Origin of the sequence: Alpinimonas psychrophila, assembly GCF_014137865.1 — a bacterium.
GTDB classification, from domain to species: Bacteria; Actinomycetota; Actinomycetes; order Actinomycetales; family Microbacteriaceae; genus Alpinimonas; species Alpinimonas psychrophila.
This window is the reverse complement of sequence record NZ_JACGWU010000001.1, coordinates 75529-96143: the sequence shown is the minus strand read 5'-3', so window position 1 is coordinate 96143 and position 20615 is coordinate 75529. Positions and strand designations below refer to the sequence as shown.

General features: G+C 58.9%; 17 protein-coding genes. 2 read left to right on the top strand and 15 right to left on the bottom strand.

The annotated features are described in order from the left end of the window. Positions 1 to 132: 132 nt before the first annotated feature. From FB555_RS00490 to galU, 15 genes are all read right to left on the bottom strand, one after another. Positions 133 to 1416, bottom strand: coding sequence for a sortase (locus FB555_RS00490; RefSeq protein WP_246323489.1), 1284 nt, complete (start codon positions 1414 to 1416; stop codon positions 133 to 135). Beyond that, on the bottom strand, positions 1416 to 2783 hold the full coding sequence (locus FB555_RS00485; protein ID WP_182483497.1) for a hypothetical protein: 1368 nt from the start codon (positions 2781 to 2783) through the stop codon (positions 1416 to 1418). The genes FB555_RS00490 and FB555_RS00485 overlap by 1 nt, the downstream gene beginning before the upstream one ends. Next, a complete protein-coding gene (locus FB555_RS00480) occupies positions 2780 to 3832 on the bottom strand; it encodes a hypothetical protein (RefSeq protein ID WP_182483496.1) in 1053 nt (350 codons plus the stop codon). Before FB555_RS00480 ends, FB555_RS00485 begins: the two co-directional genes overlap by 4 nt. 101 nt (positions 3833 to 3933) lie before the next feature. Beyond that, complete coding sequence (locus tag FB555_RS00475) at positions 3934 to 4446, bottom strand: hypothetical protein (RefSeq protein WP_182483495.1); 513 nt, start codon at positions 4444 to 4446, stop codon at positions 3934 to 3936. Between the two features lie 100 nt (positions 4447 to 4546). Further along, on the bottom strand, positions 4547 to 5842 hold the full coding sequence (locus tag FB555_RS00470) for an immunoglobulin domain-containing protein (protein ID WP_182483494.1): 1296 nt from the start codon (positions 5840 to 5842) through the stop codon (positions 4547 to 4549). Between the two features lie 33 nt (positions 5843 to 5875). Continuing rightward, positions 5876 to 6994 (bottom strand): hypothetical protein, encoded by a 1119-nt coding sequence (locus FB555_RS00465; protein ID WP_182483493.1) that lies wholly within the window; start codon positions 6992 to 6994, stop codon positions 5876 to 5878. A 110-nt stretch (positions 6995 to 7104) separates the two neighbouring features. After that, entirely contained in the window at positions 7105 to 9834 is a 2730-nt protein-coding gene (locus FB555_RS00460) for a hypothetical protein (RefSeq protein WP_182483492.1), read from the bottom strand. Positions 9835 to 9961: 127 nt separating this feature from the next. Next, positions 9962 to 11530, bottom strand: coding sequence for a phosphate ABC transporter substrate-binding protein PstS (pstS, locus tag FB555_RS00455; RefSeq protein WP_343046359.1), 1569 nt, complete (start codon positions 11528 to 11530; stop codon positions 9962 to 9964). Then, on the bottom strand, positions 11527 to 12849 hold the full coding sequence (gene pstA, locus FB555_RS00450) for a phosphate ABC transporter permease PstA (protein ID WP_182483491.1): 1323 nt from the start codon (positions 12847 to 12849) through the stop codon (positions 11527 to 11529). The genes pstS and pstA overlap by 4 nt, the downstream gene beginning before the upstream one ends. A 2-nt stretch (positions 12850 to 12851) precedes the next feature. After that, positions 12852 to 13934, bottom strand: a complete 1083-nt coding sequence (gene pstC / locus FB555_RS00445; protein WP_246323488.1) for a phosphate ABC transporter permease subunit PstC — start codon at positions 13932 to 13934, stop codon at positions 12852 to 12854. A gap of 99 nt (positions 13935 to 14033) precedes the next feature. Beyond that, complete coding sequence (locus tag FB555_RS00440; RefSeq protein WP_182483490.1) at positions 14034 to 15806, bottom strand: protein kinase domain-containing protein; 1773 nt, start codon at positions 15804 to 15806, stop codon at positions 14034 to 14036. Continuing rightward, positions 15803 to 16597, bottom strand: a complete 795-nt coding sequence (locus FB555_RS00435; RefSeq protein ID WP_182483489.1) for a lytic transglycosylase domain-containing protein — start codon at positions 16595 to 16597, stop codon at positions 15803 to 15805. Before FB555_RS00435 ends, FB555_RS00440 begins: the two co-directional genes overlap by 4 nt. 83 nt (positions 16598 to 16680) lie before the next feature. Beyond that, positions 16681 to 17562 (bottom strand): hypothetical protein, encoded by an 882-nt coding sequence (locus tag FB555_RS00430; RefSeq protein WP_182483488.1) that lies wholly within the window; start codon positions 17560 to 17562, stop codon positions 16681 to 16683. 59 nt (positions 17563 to 17621) lie between these two features. Then, a complete protein-coding gene (locus FB555_RS00425) occupies positions 17622 to 18275 on the bottom strand; it encodes a GNAT family N-acetyltransferase (protein ID WP_182483487.1) in 654 nt (217 codons plus the stop codon). 9 nt (positions 18276 to 18284) lie between these two features. Next, a complete protein-coding gene (gene galU / locus FB555_RS00420) occupies positions 18285 to 19190 on the bottom strand; it encodes a UTP--glucose-1-phosphate uridylyltransferase GalU (RefSeq protein WP_182483486.1) in 906 nt (301 codons plus the stop codon). A 71-nt stretch (positions 19191 to 19261) separates the two neighbouring features. Here galU and FB555_RS00415 point away from each other — a divergent pair, with 71 nt between their 5' ends. Both FB555_RS00415 and FB555_RS00410 read left to right on the top strand, forming a co-directional pair. After that, positions 19262 to 19855 carry a 5-formyltetrahydrofolate cyclo-ligase gene (locus tag FB555_RS00415; protein ID WP_182483485.1) on the top strand — a complete coding sequence of 198 codons (594 nt, stop codon included), beginning with the start codon at positions 19262 to 19264 and terminating at the stop codon, positions 19853 to 19855. Between the two features lie 43 nt (positions 19856 to 19898). Next, positions 19899 to 20309 carry an FmdB family zinc ribbon protein gene (locus FB555_RS00410; protein WP_182483484.1) on the top strand — a complete coding sequence of 137 codons (411 nt, stop codon included), beginning with the start codon at positions 19899 to 19901 and terminating at the stop codon, positions 20307 to 20309. Positions 20310 to 20615 lie beyond the last annotated feature (306 nt).

Sequence of the window (20615 nt, the reverse complement as noted above, 5' to 3'; positions counted from 1 at the left end):
GGCAAGAGTCGGCGTTTAGTCTTTTCAAGCACGGCGCTAGGATCCGATGCTGGGGGTCGGTCTTGCGAAATTAGGGGCAAGACCTTTGTGATGTCGTTCGGTTCCACATTTGTCATGAGCTGATCCTTTTAACTAGAGCAGGTTAGGCAGGAGGCTCGTTACCTGGTCAGCAACGAGAAGTCCTGCGAGCAGAAAGAGGGGGACAAATACGACCCAGGTGCGCTGAAGGCCCACGCGCACAAAGGCCCACACGAGGGCAACTTCGATCAGTACCAAGAACTGCAAAGCAAAGACGAGAGCCCAAATGGAGCGGGTATCGGTGGCCAATTCGCGGTCCGCGGCGGGCAAAGTTACGAACGTCGTTTGACGCTGTCCAGACGGTTGAACCGCGCTGGTGAGTTGCGCATCCACACGAACGATGCCGGTGGGGACGAACGCCGGTCCGCGGGCCGTCTCAAGAATGATCCGCGAGGATCCTGCCTTCATCGCCGCGGGAGAGGGGTCTCCCGCGTAGCGAAGCCCCAATACCTCGAAGGTTTGTTTGCCTTGCCCGGTGATAACGCTAAATGGATCGCCCGGTTTCAATTCCTGGAGGCGAGAGAAGGGCCCGCCGTAGGCAGCAGCGCGGCCCATGATGACGCTCACCCCTGACTGCCCCGGAAGAACGGTGTCGCGGCGGTGACCCGGGCCGGCCTTCAAAACGCTGGAGCTTGTGCCCTCCACGATGACTTCGCGTACACCAATGGACGGAATATCAATTAAGGCGACCGGCACCCCATCGGTGAGGAGGAACTTCTGATAGTCACCTTCACTCACGGGAGCCGTAGCGTCGCTGAGTTGGACTCTGAAGGTATTGGTGAGTTGCTGCTGTGCTGCCGAATGCTGCAGGTTTCCCAGGATGAAGATATTGATAATGAGACCCAGGATGAGCACGCTCAGCACGGCAAGAGAGTTGCGGGTTATGAGCTCGCGGCGGGTGAGAACAATCGGCGGCCGAGCGCTCGGGGCACCCGCGTATTTGCCCCCGGGAACGAAGTTACGTGGACGCTTAGGCGGCTTGCGTGGACGCTTACCATCAGAGATCCGATGGCTGCCGAGGCCTGTCCCGTGTTGCGGTGCCGTCTGGGCTCCAGACTCGTGGCGCACAGGCTCGGGCCCGCCCGGCTCGAAATGGGCAGGGTCAGTGGCGGCTTCGACACGAGTCTCATCTTGCGTCTCAAAGATGTAGGGCTGTCCGGGCTTCCAGCCTTTAGGCGGCATGCGCCGCGCACGTTCGGCTGCCTGCTCGTTTTTTGATGCTGCCCGATCGGCTCGAGCGGGAGCCGACCAATGCGCAATTATTTTGGTTGCGGAGGACGCAAAGGAATCTGTGAGCTTTCGCCAGAAGGGCGTTTCGTGATTCTTAGGGTCTGACATTAGGCGTCGTCCTCACGGCTTTCTGAGGCTGGGGAGACAACCTTCGGAGCGCGGGGTGCCGGTGGTTTCTTGGCGACAGGTTTCGTGACAGCGTCGTTATCAGCGGCCGGCACACCTTTGGGGGTTCTGGGTGCTCGCGGCTTCTTCGGCACCACACTGGCTGCTGGTTCGAGGGGGTGTGGGCGCTCGGGTTCCGCTACGAAAAGAGGGTCGTCATCCAGCGATGCCTGAGCGTCAACAATGTGGGCTTCGGCGCGCACAATCGCCGCCGCATCCGCCAGAGTCTCAGCGTCATCCCGTCGCTGGCTACGCTCGGCACGACGGCCCTTTCCCATGATCGGTAGAAAACGCCACAGAGCATATCCAGCGACAAGAAGTCCAAACATTATGAGGGCAAAAAATGGCCACATCCAGACAACAGTGTCACGGGTGACCGCAGAAAGGTCAGTGCCCTCAACAGCAGCCGGAGGGGTCAACGTGGCATGCGCTGTCATGACAGGCCACTGGCCGACGTTCGTCAAAGTCGCTTGCACGGTACGAGTCTCCCCGGGCGCCAATCCCGCAACACTGATGGGGTCAAGATACGCGAGGGTGTCTCCAAGGGGAGACGTGAGCCAAAAATCCAAGCTCACGTCAAAGGTGGTGTTGGACACGTTCTTGACGGTCATGGCCAGAATTACCGTGCCGCCACGAGGAGTCACCAAAGGGGCGGTCGATGCCACGACACCCCCTGCGTAGAGGATGCCTCCTACATCAAGCGGGTTGGAGCCGAGTGCCTCCACGGCCGCTGCCGGATCCGTTTGCGTCGTCTGGGTCGTCTGGGTCGACGATGCGACACTTCCGGCAGTATTGACGGTTGAGGAGATGAGTGATGAGCCTGGGCCGGCACCGGCAAGACGCCGATCCGCTGTAATCGCAAATTGGCTGATGGTTTTGGTGTAAGGCTGTCCGCCGGCATCGGTCGCTTTTACGCCAAGTGAGTGGTTTCCGACTTCGAGGGTCGTAGGCAGAATAATCGTGACCTTGAACGTCCCAGTGCTGTCGGCAAAACCACTTGCCACGAGTTTCGGTGTCGAGTAGAGGTAGAGCTCAAAGTAGGAATAGGGTTGCAACCCCGCGACGACGACCTCGACTTGGGCCGTGTCCGCGGCAGCACCCACGGGAATAATGGCGCCAGCGGTCGGGGCTGGAGGAGCCTCGATCACGGGAACGCTGACGTTGATGCCGACAGGAGCCGGGGTTGCATCGACGGCTTGCGAAACCTGGGGAATGAGAAGACTCGAGAGGGCAATGGCGAGCACAACGCAGGCGCCCGTCGCAATGGATGGGGAACCGCACGCCAGGAGAGGAAGGCGCTTTTTCGTCACAATTCGGGCGTTTCCTCACGAGCACGCAGACGCGCTTCGGCTTCCGTGTATTCCATCCATTGCTGGGAGCGACGTTCGTTATTCAGACGCGAGAATCGAATGTAAAAGTAAACGAATCCTGCAGCGATTAGGAGGATGAGGAGAGCCCACGGGACAGCCCACGTTGAGGCTTCGCGGGTGGCGGTCGGCATGACGCCAGCTACCATCGCCTTATTCGCGTCAACACCAATAGACGAAAGTTTGGCGTTCATCCAGATCCACTGCCAGACGCCGGGGATCTCAGTGGTGACCACGTGCGTGGCTCCTGGAAGCAACTCTGGCACGGCAAAGTTGGCTTGTCCCGAGAGAGGAATTCCAAACAACCCGGTGACAGACGCGAATCCGCGCGAGCCAAGCGCAATGTTGCCCGAGTTTTGAACGGTGAAGGTGAGCACGAGTTTTCCATCAAAGGGATTGAGGCTGGGTTCGTAGGTGGACCCGAGACCGCTCACTGTCAATCCAGCTTGAAGGTCACCAGCAACACGAACATAGAGGCGTGTCCCAACACGCCGTTCCAGCTTGACCTGGCCGTCAATACTTGAAACCGAAGCGATGATTCCGCCAACGTGGTCGCCTGGGCGAGCATCCGCCGGAATGTTGACCACGAAGGGAATAACTTTCGTTGCCCCCGGTTCGAGAGTGATCACCTGACTCGGTACTCCCTCAAACGTGACCCAGGTCCCCACATCGACAACCGGAGCAGTCGTGTCCAAGAGAGAGAAAGAACCATCCTCCGCGTTGAAAGCATCGGTCGCCAAAATCGTGATGTCTTGCACAACGGTACCGTCATTAATCAAAATATATGCGTCACTCAACGTCTGCCCCGGAGCCGCCGCATAAGAGAAAGTCGTGCGCGTTGAATCGGCCTGGGTGCCGTCAGACGGAGCGCCCGAAAAACTCTGAGCGTCTTCAGCGCTGGCCGGGCTCGTGAAACCAAAACCAACGAGGGCAAACATGGCCATCGAGGCAAAAACGAGGGTTGCCGCTCTCAACGAGGCCCGAGGCGCCATGAATAGACGCGAACGATCAGATTGCATGTTCTATTACCTCAAAGCCATGTGTCTGGTGACCGTCGCAAATCTTAACGTGCAGTAAACGGAAGATGACTGAATCACTTATTGGGGTCGGCCGTCCAGTCACCCGTGCCGGCCGTGACAGTGATGCTCCGGAAGAACACCTTGGACGCTGACAATCCGTTGTTTTCGACACAGGCCACACCCAGGCTGTAGCTGCCGCCTTGAGCTTTGATCTGGGCAAAATCACCGTTGATGAGCCAATCGGGTGTCACCACTGGCGCGAGCAGACTATGGCTCCCTGGCCGGAAACCCAATGGGGCATTCATTTTCCAAGCAGAAGGAGACTTTTCATTTCCGCGCTCTGCCAGAAAGCTAAAACCACCTGTGGAGGATTCTGGGCACAAGAATTCGGCGTATTCTGTTGCCTCAACCGAAGACGCAAAGGCGTCGTCGTTCCACGCCATTTTCGTGCCCGGAGCAACAACGGCATCGCCGCCGTCGAAGATGAAGACGGGACCGTCTGAGGAAACGTCGACGACATTCCCGACCGTACCCGCGCACGAGGTCAGCGACGTAGCGAGAGCAAGAATGATGCCGAGCCTCAACATCCGCGAATATCTTTGGTCCACGAGTTCCCTCCAAGGTGGGATTGGGTCGTGCGAAAAATGGCGGGAAGGACCCGAAGGCCCTCCCCACCATTCACTTTTGCTAGTTCGTGATGAGCGTGAGCGTCATCGTCGAGGTGTAGGTTCCCGCAGGCTTTTCCTGAGGAGCCACGAACGTAAGAACACCATTCAATACGGTGTTTCCCACGGTGTTAGCGGCGGTACCGGTTGCGATGACAGCTGGGTAAACAGCAGCTCCCGCGACCTGAGTCACACCAGCTTGCGTTGCCACAGCGGTTGCGCTCACCTTTGCCGGAGCAAAGCCAAGCTGCGACTTGCTGATGGTGTTGGTGAGGTACGAGAAGTCATTGACCGAAGCGGACAATGACCACCCTGGACGCGAGCTGACGCGAGCATCGTTGACCGTGATGTCCGGCATGGCGCCGGTCGCAGTCGACTTGTTTGACACCAGAGTCGGAGTGTTGAAGGTGACGGTCGCATTAGCGGGAACTGAGAGACTCAGGGCTCCATCTTGTGCGGCGACAACGCCCGCGCTCATGCCCACAGAACCCGTAGTCGCGGAGACTGTCAGGATTGCGGAGCTGGAGTTCACGTTTCCGGCGCTGTTCGTGGCAACCGCACGGTACACGTCACCATTGTCAGCATCGGTAACGGAGGTCACAACGAGGGTACCCGTAGTTGCCCCAGCGACGTCAGCGAAGGTAGTTGTGGCTGTCGATTCAGCCTTCTGCCACTGGATACTGAGTTGAGCTGGGGTACCCGAGGTGGCTGCTGTGAACGTGACGTTCGAACCCACGGCAACCGTCTGCGATGCAGGCTGGGTTGTGAACCGGAACTGATCGGTGACCACGGCATCCGTTGCTGTCCAAGCGCCCGTGCTGGCCGTCACGCTGATGGTGCGGTAGACCGCTCCTGTGACGGTGACACCCGAGTTGCTCGTGCAGGCGACACCGAGGCTGTAGCTACCGCCGGCAGCTTTGACGGCTGCGGCGTTACCGTTCACCTGTGATGCGAGCGACAAGTTGGGAGACAAGACTGTCTTCGTTCCCGACATGAACGCCGACGCTGCCGATGCTTTCCAGTTGGCAACGATGCGCTCGTCGCCGGCAAGGGCGATGAATGTCTTGACACCCGTAGACCCGGTCGAGCAGGTGATCACGGCATTTGCATCCGTCGCGCTGGATGCACCATAGGCCTCTGAGGTCCAGGCCCACACGGCATTACTGGCGGCGAGCGCGGGAACGGCGTCATAAAGATACAGACCGGAGTCTGAGCCGTTGCCCTGCACGACAGCCGAAGCCGACCCTGCAGCGAGAGCGACACAGGCAATCGAGACAACCGCCACGGCGGCTAAGCGAATTTTCTTTGTGCTAAACATTATTTTCACTGTCCTTTTCGATTGTTATGGGATTTAGGAAGCGGCAATTTTGAAGGCGACACTGCTCAAGGGCGCAACGAATCCGAATTTGCCTTTGAGCGTTCCTGCCTTGGTGGCACCAGTGAAGGTGAGGTTTGCGAGGCTCTGGCTGGATGCAGGGTTCAGCAATGCCGCAAGGTTGGCGTCGTACTTTGCGTTGGTTGAGTCAATGCGAGCAAACTCCACAACCAAAACAGTGTCGCGACCCCATTTGGTGTCGGCGTAGTACGTGGCGTTGGGAACCATGCTGATTCCCGTGCCTGTAACCGGCGACTGCCCAGTGACGAGCGAACCGAGAACGGTCGTGCTCTTCATCTTGGCGAAGCTGGCACCCGTGTTCATCGCAACCCAGCGCGAAGCAGACATGGGCATGATCTGGTTAATGCCAAGCGCTGAAGCATCGTGCTCCTGGCCCTCAGTGACGCAGCCACCCTCGCTGACAGTTTTCAAGGTGGTTTCGGTCAACCCCAATTTTGAGAGCCAGTCTTTGCGGGTACCGGAACCAGCCTGGGGAATGACGGGCGTAACCGCGTAGGTTGCCAATGTCGTGGCATCGCACAAGTACAGGTTCGCCATGTCAGCGTTACTGATCGTGCCAATTCCCGCGACGGTCGAGGCGGAGTCGTAGGCGTAAGCAAAGGCGTCGCGGCCGAAGGGGACCTGCCATAGTGTTCCAGCAGTGTTCTCCGCAGAGGCACTCGATGAACGAGCGATATCGACCTGATCGGCGATGATCGTCAACGGAAGAACTCCACTGGCGCCGGAGGCGTTCGACGTGTAGCCGACACCATCGATGGAGCGTGAGAGGGCGAGTTTGCCGTCACCGGAACCATTGGGGCGAGCGAAACGCGTTCCGTAAGGCTTTGTGATGATGGAGGATGAACCCGTTGCATCGAACGAGCCGATAGTGGCACCGCCCGCAGTTGCCCGCACAGTGGAGCCAGTGAGGTTGGAGCCGTTTGCAATAGCGCTGACCACGTCTTCGAGCGTGTCAGATCCAACGATGGAGTAGCTGTTAGAAACAGGCTCAGCGTTGGCGGGAAGTGCAAATGCGAGACCGGAAACGGCAACGCCAACTGTCGCGCAGAGCGCAACAACCTTCTTGGAGATCACTGTGTAACCTTTCGTTTTTGTGCTGAGACCAACCCGATTAGGCAAGTCTTTTTTTTGAGGACAATGCTCGTGGTGAAAAGCTCGAGGCATTCCTCAAATTTGGGAAATCTTTAGGGGAGCCGCCGTCGAAAGCGCGAGAACAGGGGGAAGGCCGCTGCGGCACTCAGCCCCGACAATAAGCCGGCAGGAATGGCCGCCGAAACCGGACCCAGCACGGGGTCATCGGGCGTAGGTTTACCAACGAGGGCACCGGCAGGTGCGCCCGAAGCTTGTGGGTTTGGGTCGGTAGCGGCAACATCGCTCGGAAGCGGCACAGCGCGCCGCGCCGCGGTTTGGGAACTTTGACCACCTGCTGTCGTGCTGGGCGTTACCAGACTGAGCGGACTAATCCCCTGCTCGATCGCCGTCGCCGAGGCGAGCGCTTGGTCAGCCCATGATTGCGGAATCGGAGCGTAGCCGGGAGGCAACTGACCAATACTCGTTCCGGAAGTTTGGCCACTCTGCACGGCATACCGAATGAACCCGGAATATTTTGCCCTCAATTGCGCATCGGTTTGCAAGGGGTTCAACGCGGCGTACACCGGCATTGTGAGCGGATAGGCATCGGCTGCCGCCAACGCTTGGGCACTTTCAAAGTTGTACTCCACGACACTGGAATTCTTCTCTGTAGGGGTCATCGCTGCTGCTGCTGCTGCCATTCCCGCCTGTGTGGGAGCAACAAATTCGCCAGCCGAATTGAGGAGAGACGCTGTGACATTTTGATAGAGGTTGGCGGAAGCCGCCGTTGTGACGGCTACCACTCGCTGCGTGCCCGCAAGCTGGCGAACGCTCTTGCCATACTTTGGAGGCGTGCTGGCGGGGGTCCAGTCGCCCAACTCGAGCCCGTCACCGCGGAGGGTAAGGCTCGCGCCCTGATCAAAATCCGACGTGTACGGTCGCCACGTGACGAGGTTGATCAATCCCTCAGAGGCGGTAATTTTCTCTACCGGGTCGGCTTTCGGAAAGTTTGTTCGCGGGAGCTTCATTCCGGTTCCCGAGGGATTGATGCTGGAATTAGTCGAATACCACGGGTTGACCTTCATTCCCCAAGAGTCGGCGGCCCCGCCGAGGAAAGCTACCGCATCCGGATCGCTCATGACATAGCTCCAGAGCTGAAGGGCCTCATCCGACCGTCCCAAAGGGAGCAGCAGGTCGGCAAGCGACGGCCCCGAGAGCGCTTGATACTTCCACTCAGGATTATCGTCATTGACCTTAAGAAAGTCTGGATCTTTCGTCAAGTTGAGGGCATTGGGGCCAGCGTTGGAATAATTGACGTAACCGATGTGCGCGAGATTGCCGCCCGCCGGGAGCGATTCCACGTAGGAATTTGTCAGGAGCTTCGCCACCAAGCGGGGCGTGAGCTTCATCGAAGTGAATGCTTCAGCGTCTTTAGCGGCGTACCCCGCGGGCAAATCCGACGTGACGCGAACATTGCGATCAATGGAAAAGGAAAGTGCCAGTCCAGACAGCGCAACCGGGGCATACTGCACCGGGTCTTTTCCCGAAGACTGAAGCGGTCTGGACGTCAGCGCGAGCGGACTAGGAGAGGTCTGGCTGGCTTTCGTGAGGGCGTCCTCTTCGTTGCCCGTACTGAGGACGAACGACGACCCCGCCGCGCCCGAGCACAACTTTGGCTGCCACGAGGCGACCGCCCCCGCTATGAGCTCACTACCCGAGAGCTGCTTCTCCGTCCCGCCAATATCACAGCGAACAGCGAGTGGTTTGAAATCCAGTTTGAAAGCGATGTGGTGCTTCCACGCATCCCAGAACAATCCGGATTTTGTAATGCCACTCGCCCCGGAGTCGGAAACGCCGCGAGGGATCACGACGAGCCAGCAGGGTTGTGGTCCTTGCGAACCATCAAGCAGCGTCACGTTTGTACCGCAGCCCAAGTAAGGATTCTGAACGGCATTTTGAATCTCAAACTTGTAGGAACCGGATCCACCGGCACCCGAGCCCGCCCAGGGGACCTCGTTCGTCGTATATTGCGAATAGAACTGATTGGCCTGGAGGTTGACCCCGTTAATTCCTGCCGGCAACGCCACTCCATTTTGCAGTTTCTCACCGGTCGACTTTTGGACCCAACCCGTTATCGGGTCGAGGTAGTATGCATGGCGGCGACCAGAGGTATCAGCACCCGTGGGATCAGGGAATACAGAGGCAATGACTCCCCCATCGTTTGCGGCGCGAAACGGAATCCCGGTGAATGGACTGCCAACGGAAGGGCACGCATTCGCGGCCGTGTAGTCGGCTTCTTTTCCGGTTGTGTAAACAAAATCGTTCGGATCAAGAACGGGCTGGTTGATATCGTCGCCAGCGGGATCCGGATTCACATTGGCGCACGCAACGGTGTTACTTCGTGCGGCCCCTGCTTTGCCGGAGAAGCCGCCGTACTGGCACGTAGTGCGATCGGGATGACCCGGGTTCAGGGGGTCCTCCCCCCAACACTGGGCGATCTGAAGAAAGTTCTTTCCTCCCGTTGAGCCGTCCGGTTTGACGGATTGCTCCGCCCCCGTCCAAGAGACCACGATGCCCTGAGAGACGAGGTCACTCGTCTGTGAAACGGTCACGGCCAAATTTGGCATGGGGAATTTTTGATGCTGAGGATCCGCTGACGCCGTCAAATCGTAGTCCACAGCCGCCAGAGTCTGGCTGCTGGAGGAATTGGCATGAGCCGCTTGAGAATCCGTAATTGAAATCGCCAAACCCGTGGAAACGCTCACGAGGAGACCGACAATAATGCCGGTGGCACTCGCACTCAGAATGAGCGGGTTTTTACGATGGCGACGACGTGACAGCACAGCAACCTCTCAGGTGATTCCCACACTTTTGTGGGCATGTCACGAGAATAAAAGTGCTAAGTGTCTACGAAGTAAACGAAAAGAGAATGATTCAGTCACCCTAAATGTCGTTTTAGGTTTAGTGGTTTTAGCGCTTCCTTTTTTGCATGAGACGTTGCATTTGAGGGGCGACGAAAGGAGGCACAACGGCTGCGAGGACAACAAAAAGCCCCGCAGCTAACATGATGTTTTGAGGGGTCCCCCACGAGTCTTGGGCAAGGGTGAAGGGGGATGCCGAAACGGCACCCGCAACCCCCGTCCCCCCGGAGACTGAGTTGCCATATTCGTCGTAGGCCGTCGTCGACGCACCCGAGGCACTGGAGCTACCGGTTGCTGAACCTGATGCACTTCCGCCGTTCCCTGTTCCCGAAATTGCCGTCTCTGTTGCTGAGGCGCCACCGGTGCCGGTCGTGCACTGGTCAGGGCCTCGTTTGTCGCACGTGGCTGGTTGCGGTGCTGTTTGAGCCAGCAAGTTGTTATTGGGGTCCTCGCCGGGCTTGAACGTGGGGTTGTTGCAGGAACTGGGGTCAAAAGCAGGAACGGCAGTACCAGGAATACGCGCTACTTGCGTGAATCCGGCGATGACGAGGTTCATCGGAAGGGGCGAGTAGCCCAAATCGGCAGCCTGTTGTTGCCCTTCACACAGCATGTACTTGGCGAAGGTGCTGAGCGTCTTGCCCTTACCCACGGTGAAGACACCCCCAACCTCAGTGGGCACAATCATGTAGGAATAACTCGAGAGGGCGTAGGTCCGTGGATCTGCGTTGTTGTAGACCCCATCGAGAATCTGCGTGAGGTCACCCGCAATTTGAGCTTGTAAGAGGGCCACTGCCACAGAAGACGATGTCGGCTCTACGTAGTATCCAGCAGCGTTTAGGATCTTGGCAACGGGGAAACCGGCCTCGAGAGCATAGGAATACTCGACATAGGTTATGGAGCCCTCCCCATAGTCCTGGCTGACGTAACCGGCCACGCCCGATGATCCGCTTTGTCCTTTTGAGCCCGCCAGGCCAGGAAAGATGGAGGTCATTCCTGTGGTCCAAATCGAGGGATATTGTTTGGACATCCAGAGAGTGAACTGCGCCGTTGATCCCGAGCCATCCGAGCGCACGACCGGCGTGATTGTCTTGTCGGGCATCGCCAGACCGGGGTTATCGGCGGCGATGACCGGATCGTTCCATTTACTGATGGCACCGCTAAATATTTTGGTTACGGTGTCGCCGCTGAGGCGCAAGTTGGATACTCGCTGACCACCGATTTTCAGGTTGTACATGAACGACGTTCCACCGGCGACGATGGGCATGTAGGCGTAGCCTCGGGGTGGAATCTCCGCTGGCGATCCATCCTCCGGGTTTGCCTGAAACGGGATCTCGCTGACGGCGTAGTCCACCGTGCCACCGATGTAGTCGCGGCGGCCGGCGGAGGATCCGGTACCCGAGTAGTTCACAGTCATGCCGTAGTTGGACGCAACGTTCTTGCGCCATTGGTCCAGTGCGTTCTGAGACCATGTGGACCCAGTTCCCGTGATGGGGTCATAGGACTCAGCATTTGCTGCCGAAGCGCCTGCGAACACCATTATTCCAACCAGAACAATGCCAAAACTGGCGCTCAGGGTGCGGCGGCGAAGCTGCGATGAACGTGCGTGGGACGGACTCACGAAAGTGTCTCCTTAGGAGCGGGGGAAGAGGAATCTGGGCCAGAGGAATTCAGAGACGCAGCATCGCTGGGGAGCTCGAGAGCGCGCGCACGACGACCGGAAGAAATTGTGATGCGCATGGCGTCACGGCCGCTGCGCTCAACAGTGGCCCGCTGCTGACGAACCGAAAGCTGGCCGGGGCCCCTGCCCCCAAATACACGCGCCAGAGCGAACAACACCAGGACGAGAAGGAGAAGGACGGCGGCAGTTCCAAAGCCACGAGCCACCATGTTGGGCTCGGGCGACCTCACGAAGGCAAAGACCTGCAGGGGTAAAGAAATCATGGGGCCCTCAAAAGGGTTCAAGTTCATGACGGATGTCACACCAGACGTAAGCAACACCGGCGACGTTTCACCAATGCCGCGAGCGGTCCCAAGGATGACGGCGGTGACAAGACCGGACCGTGCCGTGGGCAGAACAACGTGCCAGACAGTGCGCCACTTCGTGGAGCCCAGCGCATAGGAGGCCTCGCGAAGATTTCCTGCGACAAGACGTAAAACAACATCCGAGGCACGAATGATGATGGGGAGCATCATGACCATGATGGCCATCGCTGCTGCAAACCCTGAGCGCTGGTGGGTGATCAGCGTGATAATCGCTGCGTAGACGAATAGTCCGGCAACGATGGAAGGCAAAGCCGTCATGGCATCGGAAATAGTGCGCACAAAGCGGGCAAATTTTCCACCAATTTCATTCAAAAACACAGCGGTCGTGATCCCCAGAGGGACGGCCAGGGCAAGGGCCATCCCAATCTGCATGAGCGTTCCCACAATGGCGTGGGCAATTCCACCCACAGTGAGCGGATCGAGAGGACCGGCAAGCAACATCGTGTCAAAAAAGAAGTTCGCGTGAGGAAGTGCTTCTTGGCCGCGAGCCAGGGTGTAGATGACAACAAAAAGGAGAGCGCCCAACAAAATCGCCGCTGCGGAGTAAAGAAGAGAAATCATGACGCGGTCTTTGACTTCTTGGCCATCTGCTTTGAGGGATACCAGCACCGCGTAGAAGCCCAGGAAACCAATAAAGGCAACGACAGCCCAGCCGACCTGACCCGTCAACGGGGCGAACCAGCCAAAGAGCAGGATGGCGACCGATATGCCCGCGGCAGCCGCACCAAAGACGTTGAACCTCTCCTCAAGAGGAGTTCCATGGATGTGGCGGCGGGCAGCGGTTTCGACGCCTTCAGAGTTTGGGATAAAGGTGCGAGCCCGAGGGTTCGGCGTGCCGTCATCCAACAGGCTCTCCACGAATGGCGCCGAAGTGGTGTCAGGAATAATTGTCATGATTAGCCGCTCTCCGCGCCGGAACGCGACCGCGCCACGATTGAGGAAGCCGTGAAGTTAATCGCGAGCGTGATGAGAAAGAGAACGAGCCCCGCAGCCATGAGCGCCGAGAGGCCAAACTGACTGGACTCCCCGTAGCGCAAGGCGATGAGGGAGGAAACGGAGTTTGTGCCCGTTTTCAGGAGCTCCCAGTTGATGACGAAGATGGGCGAAATGATCATGTAGACGGCGATGGTCTCGCCGAGTGCGCGGCCGAGGCCCAGCATGACGCCACCGATGATGCCACCGCGACCAAAAGGAAGAACGACGGTCTGAATCATGCCCCAGCGCGTTGACCCCAGGGCCAAGGCACCTTCGCGTTCGCCCATGGGCGTCTGCGAGAAAGCTTCCCGCATAACCGAGGTCTGCGTCGGCACAACCATCAATCCAACAACGATTCCAGCGATAAAGGCGGAAGATGTGAACGCGCTAGCCTCGGTTGCCAACTCGCCGGCAGCGTTTGATACGCGAAAAATGGGGATCCAGCCAAAATTTGTCGAGATCCACTGAGAAACCGGAATGACATTGGCTTGCAAGTAGAAGACACCCCAGAGCCCAAAAATGACGCTGGGCACAGCGGCCATGAGGTCGACCAAGGTGATGAGTGCAGTGCGCACCTTGGGGGAAACAATTTCAGAAATGAGGAGCGCGGCCCCCAGAGAAAGCGGAACTGAAACACACAAGGCAATAAGGGCGATCGTGATGGTTCCAAAGAGAACCGCCGCGATGCCAAACTTTTGTGTTTCTGGCGACCATTCTTGTTCCGTGAGAAAGGAGAAACCAGCAACGCTGAGCGCATCGGAAGCGCGCAGAGTGAGGAAGACGCCGACGGCAAGCATGATGCCGACCGTCGCCATGCCGGCCGCGTAGGAGACGTTGCGAAAGACGGAGTCCGAGCGTGAAGGCTTGGAAACAAGGCTGCGGCGGCCCGAAACGGGTTCGTGATTCTCTTTGCGATCGTGCTCGCGTTCACCTTCGAGAACAGGGGTACGCGAATTCGAGATGAGGACATCCTCGATCGATTGAAAACGGCTTCCTTCGGACAATGCTCACCTCACTCAACTCAATATTCTGCTGGCGCAAAGTGAACAAGAGGTAGCGGGAGGATTGCGACGAGATGGATTATAGGTTTTACATTTATCGGTTCAGGCAGCAGGAACCGGCGTCGATGATGTGCCGACGGTTGGTGCCGGGGTTTGGGTGACTGTCGTCGACGGTGCCGTTGAGTCCGGCGGGGCCAGCACCACCGTGACGGAAGACCCCAAGCGCAGCGATGCTCCCGCGCTGGGCGAGGATTCCATGACGTGGCCGGGCTGAGGCCCCTGCACCGTACCGGTCGTGATGACGACCGTGAATCCGGCAGCGTGCAGAAGCGTGATTGCCTCGGCTTGGGTTACCCCGACGAGAGTGGGCACTCGGTTCGAGCCCGAGGCGATCACCAGGCTCAGCGAAGTGCCGGGGGCTACGAGCTCCCCCGCCCCCGGTGTCAGGGCGAGCACAGTATCCGCCGCCAAGGATGAGTCTTCGACGCGTTCACCAGAAATCTTCAGCCCTGACCGGAGGATGAGAATTCTGGCGGCGACCGCCTGAGATCCACCAATAGCGGGAACGGAAATCATGGCGGGACCGTCAAACGTGGACGGTGTCGGCGATGGGCTCGTGGGCGGTGGCGTCGGGGAACCCGTATCGGTTGCCGGGATGGCCGAAGTACTGGCGCCCGCAGAGACGACACTCACTCCCACGACGGCCGCCAGCAACGTTGGAATGACAACGAGCCAGAACGAGCGTGAGGAACGACGCCCTGACGCTGCCGCCCCGACGGCAGAACGACCCCTAGCCGCGTTTGCCAGGTCGCGACCCGGAGCCTGCCCGAAAGCAGCTCCCCCGATCAACGCCGTGCGATTTCCATCTTCTGCAACGCTTGTTCGGGGAAGAACGCGCGTGCGTCCACCGTTATGGGACGCATCCAATTCGTGGCCGGCGATCGCAATGTCGGTCGTGTTCTCCGCCGACCGCTGTAGCGCCAGGTTTGCCGCCAGAATAGAAGCTCTAAAATCGGCAACCGAACCGAACCGGCTCACCGGTGCCTTGAGCATCGCTCGCACCACGATTCGATCGATTGCCGCGGAAACTTCTGGGCGCAACACTGAAGGCACCGGTGGCGGCAAGACAGCATGAGCGTGCAATGTCTCTTCGTGAGTGTGGGCCGGAAAAGGCGGTTGTCCCGTCAGAGCAAAGTAGAGAACGCATCCGACTTGATAGAGGTCTCCGCGCGAATCGACTCCGTTACCACGGGCTTGTTCGGGCGAAATGTAATTGGCGCTTCCGATGACGCCCGCGCGCTCGCCCTCATGAGCAGGCGCCACATGCCGAAGCACATGGGTACCAGTGGAGGATTCCCCTGCAATATCGACGAGACCAAAGTCAATGAGGTGAACACCCGAAGCGGTGAGAAAACCGTCGGGGCCGGCCTCCACCATGATGTTGTGCGGTGTCACGTCACGATGCACAAGCCCAGAATCATGAATCGCCGAGAGGGCATCCAAGACACCATCGGCCACGGCCAACGCTTCCGCCGGGGACGGCAGGCCCACCGTCTCAATGAACTCGGCCAGGCTCATGCCGGACGCAAATTCCATGGCGATCCACGCCCTGTTCTGCCGACGCGGATCGTGAATGCCAAAGTCGAGCACGGCAGCAAGATTCGGGTGCGTGATCCCGGCCGTTATTCGAGCTTCTTCCAAAAAAGCTACCCGCAGCGCAGCCGTTTGTGAGAACTGGGGGTGCAATATTTTGAGGGCAACGCGCTCCCCCGTGGCCATATCGGTCGCCTCATAGACGGAGGCGGAAGCACCACTGCCGAGCAGCCCACCGAGTTGATAACGGTCGGAGATGAGACCATCTTTGTCCGCACTCATGAGCCCGCTCGCTCAGCGTAAATGTTGGCCATCGCGGCAACACCGTCGACGTAGGACTCCACATGGTTGTAGGCAAAAATGGCCGTGCGCCAGCCATCGACGCCGGATAAATCGCCGTAATGACAGAGGTATCGTGCGGTCGCCAGCGCCGCATCATCGATTTGTTGAGGATCCCTGATGCCATCACCGTTACCGTCCGCGCCCCAGCGTTCCCACGTCGAGGGGATGAATTGCAATGGCCCGACCGCCCGGTCGAACAGGATATTGCCGTCAAACTGACCGCCATCGGTGTCGCTCACGGCGTCATAAGACGCGCCATCGAGCAGCGGCCCATAGATAGGCGGTTGCGTCACACCGTTGGCAGAAATATGCGACCCGGCGTGCGTGCCATGGCCAGATTCGACATTGCCAATTGCCGCAATGGTCGTCCAGGTCAGATTGCACGACGGCTGTTCGGCGTTCACCACCACAGTTGCCCCGGCATACCCCAGAACGGCACGAAGAGGAATCCCCGTAGATTCCGCTGCGGAGGCTGCCCAGGTTAGGTCGATCTTCTGAGCGTTACCGCCCTCAAGGGAGGCCAACTGGGTGTGGGTGCCCGAGTCATCCGCCGGAGCAAACTCCGCCGAAAGGGAGACGGGCGCACCGATGATTGTTGTCTGGGTGAAGGTGCCAGCTCGGGCATCCGGTTCATGAAGGTTGAAAAACCCCACAAAGACCCACACCGCACAAGCGATGAAAACGCCCATCATGACCCAGAGGCCAAGACGCGAAAGGGTAGGGGTGCTCATTCACCAACTATGAAAGGACCGCCTTAAGACAAGGCGACGCTCAGTTGGACAGCAGGTGTACTAAAGCCCTAATTGTTGGTGAACTATCCGGCAGCGCGGCGGCGGCGCAGTGCGGCATCCAGGTCAAGATGACCCGTTTGAGTGTGGGTACCGGTGTCGCCAACGACACCCATACTGGTGAATCGGCCGACGACCGGTGTTGGCGCTGGCGCCGAGACGCGGATTGCCGGGTTGATATTTCCCGCGGCGCGCAGGCGTTCCACGAGGGCCGCCTCGGCACCGGACAGACGCAACCGCTCGGCCGCAGCTTGGGAGGCAACAACCGCCGCCGCAATGGATCCTTCAGAAAGGTGCATCGGCCGAGGCAGAGCCGTAGGGGTCCAGGTTCGAGAGTTCGCTTGCGCGACAACCGGCGCGTGGTCTGCAAACGCCTGCGCCGCAAAGACGCCGGAACTGGCGCTGCGAGCGTTGACGACAACGGCCCCGGACAGTTCATTTTGGACGATGATGGCAACCGCAAACGCCACGCACGAGCCGGCCAAAAGTTGCCATCCTTGTTGCGTCACGATGAACGTGATTCCGGTAACAATTCCCATGACGGATGCCAACAAGACCACACTCGCGGCAAGACGTTGGCGGCGACGGCGAGCTCGCGCACGGTGACCAGCATCGTCATACCCAATCGCGGCCGCGGTGGCGGCACGCAACTGAAGGCGTGCCTGTGTCTCCGCTTCCCGGAGGACACGCTTTTGTTCGGCAACCCCGCGAGCCGACGCTTCGACTCGGAGCTCCGTGGGCAGTTGCGTGGTTTCAGCGAGCGCGCGAATTGTCTGTTGCATGCGAATGGCATTGAGTTCGGTGGCATCAAACGTGCGACGGCGGAGCCACGTGGGAATCAAATAGACGATCCACAGCGTCGCGGCAATGGCAAAAACCAGTCCGCCCCCAAGAAAGTCACCGCTCATGCTTCAAAGGTACGAGACATGTACCCCATTGCACTTTAAGCTCTCCGGGTGTGTTGAGGTTACGGAGAATCTGTTCCCGAGGCCGCCGCGGCAATGTCGCCCTCGGGAATATGCGTCGCCCCCGCCGGAACACTCCCGCTGAGCCAGCGATCGAGCACCCCTCCCGGCACGTCTTCGCGGGTCAACGCGAACGAAAAGTGGTCACGCCAATCCCCGTTGATATGGATGTAGCGGCGACGAAGGCCCTCGTAACGAAAGCCCAACTTCTCCACTACGCGCAGCGAAGCCGCGTTCTCGGGCCGAATGCAGATCTCCATGCGGTGGAGGTTCATCCGGCGAAAACAATAGTCCGTGGCCAGCGCAACGGCCGTCGGGGTTGCCCCATTCCCGGCGGCACGCTCGGAAACCCAATACCCCAGCTGTGCCGAAGACAACGACCCCATCACGATGCCCGACACGTTGAGTTGCCCCACAAATTCGCCATCCAGTTCAATGGCGAAGGGAAGCGCTCCTCCAAAACGGGCAGCGTTCAATAACGACCGGATGCTCCCCTTAGTGTCAAAGGAGATAAAACTTTGGGGCGTGGTCGCCTCCCACTTTCGCAACCATGACCGGTTCAGCATGAGCTCGCGTTCCAACGGCTTGGCATCTCGGGGCCGAATACCGCGAATCGAGATGCGGCCACTCGTCAGATCGGGGATGTTTGGGCTCATCCTGAATTGCTACTTCTCTTGCGCAGGGAGCGAAGCGGCGTAGTCAACCAACCACGCACTGAAGGCCACCCCCAGGTCCTTGCGGTGGGCCGCAATTTGGACCACGGCCTGCAGGTAGGAGAGTCGGTCACCGGTGTCGTAACGACGGCCAGAGAAAACGATTCCGTAGACACCCCCCGCAAGGTTGGTGTCTTTGGCCAGGACGGCCAAAGCATCCGTGAGCTGGATCTCGCCACCGCGGCCGGGCTTTGTCTCGGCAAGAACAGCAAAGACTTCGGGTTGCAAAATGTAACGGCCGATAACGGCGTAGTTCGAGGGTTGCTGCCCCAACTCAGGTTTCTCCACGAGGCCGGTGATCCGAACCACGCCCTCTTTCTCGGTCGCCTCGATGGAGGCAATGCCATAGCTGGAGACAAGCTCGTCGGGCACCTCCATCAGGGCGACGATTGTGGCGTTTCTCTCGCTGTGCTCCGCAATCATCTGAACGAGCAAATCGAATTCTTCGTCAATGATGTCGTCGCCCAGCAGGAGCGCAAATGGTTCCTGTCCCACGTGCATCGCGGCCTTAGAAACAGCGTGCCCCAGTCCGAGAGGATCACCCTGGCGAACATAGTGAATATCAGCTAAGTCGGTGGAATGGGTGACCTTATCGAGGCGAGAGTCGTCACCTTTCTCCTCGAGCCGCGCTTCCAATTCGAAGTTGCGGTCGAAGTGGTTCTCCAACGCATTCTTGTTGCGCCCGGTTATCATCAAAATATCGATGAGTCCCGCGTTTACCGCCTCTTCAACGACGTACTGGATGGCCGGCTTATCAACCACCGGCAGCATCTCTTTCGGCAGTGCTTTGGTTGCGGGTAAAAACCTCGTTCCGAGACCAGCGGCGGGAATGACGGCTTTTGTCACACGAGATTTCATGGTCGAAGTCTAGCCAGCGAACCTCAGTGTTCCCGAAAGTAGCGCCCATCCGGGCCGCTTAGACTGGAAACATGTCTGAAGACCTGCCCGACACCGCCGTGTCCACCAAGCGAGCCCTCAGGGCAGATATTCGTGAACGCCGCCGAGGAATGCCCGATCTGGCGCGCGACGCCGCCACGTCGAGCATCACCGAGCACCTCAAGAATCTTGTGGCGGCCCGCGGCATCAAGAGCCTCTCGTGTTATTTGGCTGGTCCAACGGAGCCGGAAACGCGTCCGTTCCTTTCCTGGGCCTTCGAGCAAGGCATTCGGGTTCTTCTACCGGTGTCCCGTGATGACGGCCTGCTCGACTGGGCCGTAGCCAACGGAACGGATGAAGAGAACGAGGGCCTTCACGGCCTCCCAGAACCCACCGGCGAGCTCCTTGGGCCGATCGCCATCAACGATGTCGACCTCATTCTCGTTCCCGCATCAGCGGTAGACAGTTCAGGGACGCGCATGGGCTGGGGTCGCGGCTACTTTGACAAGACTCTCGGTTCCATGGACAAACGCCCGCCCGTCTATGCGATCATCTTCGATGAAGAGCTGCTGGAAGACCTGCCGCGCGAAATTCATGACCAGCCCGTTGACGGTGTTGTTACCCCGTCAGCACTCATCACTTTCTGACCTCTCTACAACTTCTGCACCTACTAACGTCCGGAGATTCACCGTGCCAACCTATTCTTACCGTTGTACCGAATGTGACAATGCGTTCGACATTCAGCAGGCACTGAGCGAAGACTCCCTCACGGTCTGCCCCGTCTGCAACGGCAAGCTCCGCAAAATCTTCGCCATGGTCGGCGTGACCTTCAACGGCTCTGGTTTCTACCGCACAGACTCCCGTGCCGCTGCCGGTTCCTCCGGCAAGCCCAGTAAGGCAGGCAAGGCCAGCTCCTCGAGCTCTTCTAGCTCGTCCAGCGGCTCAGGCGGTTCGGGCGGCTCAAGCTCCAGTGGTTCAGGCTCCAGCGGCTCAGGCTCCAGCGGCTCAGGCTCCAGCGGCTCAGGCTCCAGCGGCTCCGCCCCCTCGAAGCCTTCCACTTCGTCGTCCGGCTCTTCCAGTTCTTCCAGTTCCTCAAACTAGTCCGAGTTCTCCTAAAGCCATGAACTAATCCGAGTTCTCCTGCGGGCTTGAGAACTCAGATTTGCTTGATCTCGTCCCGCCCTGCGGCACATCCTTCCCACAGTGGGCACTGGCGACGTCCCATCGTGCGTAACTCCTGTAATTTTTCCCACGCGTTCGTCCGATGGGAACAAAAAGCCCGAGAATACGGGGGTCTACTTCAGTCCTGCAACGTGACGTCCGAAGATTTACAGGAGTTACGAACACAACCGGCCCGGCACTAGGTCACCCCGCGTTAAATCGCCCGATATCCGGTCGCCCGACGTT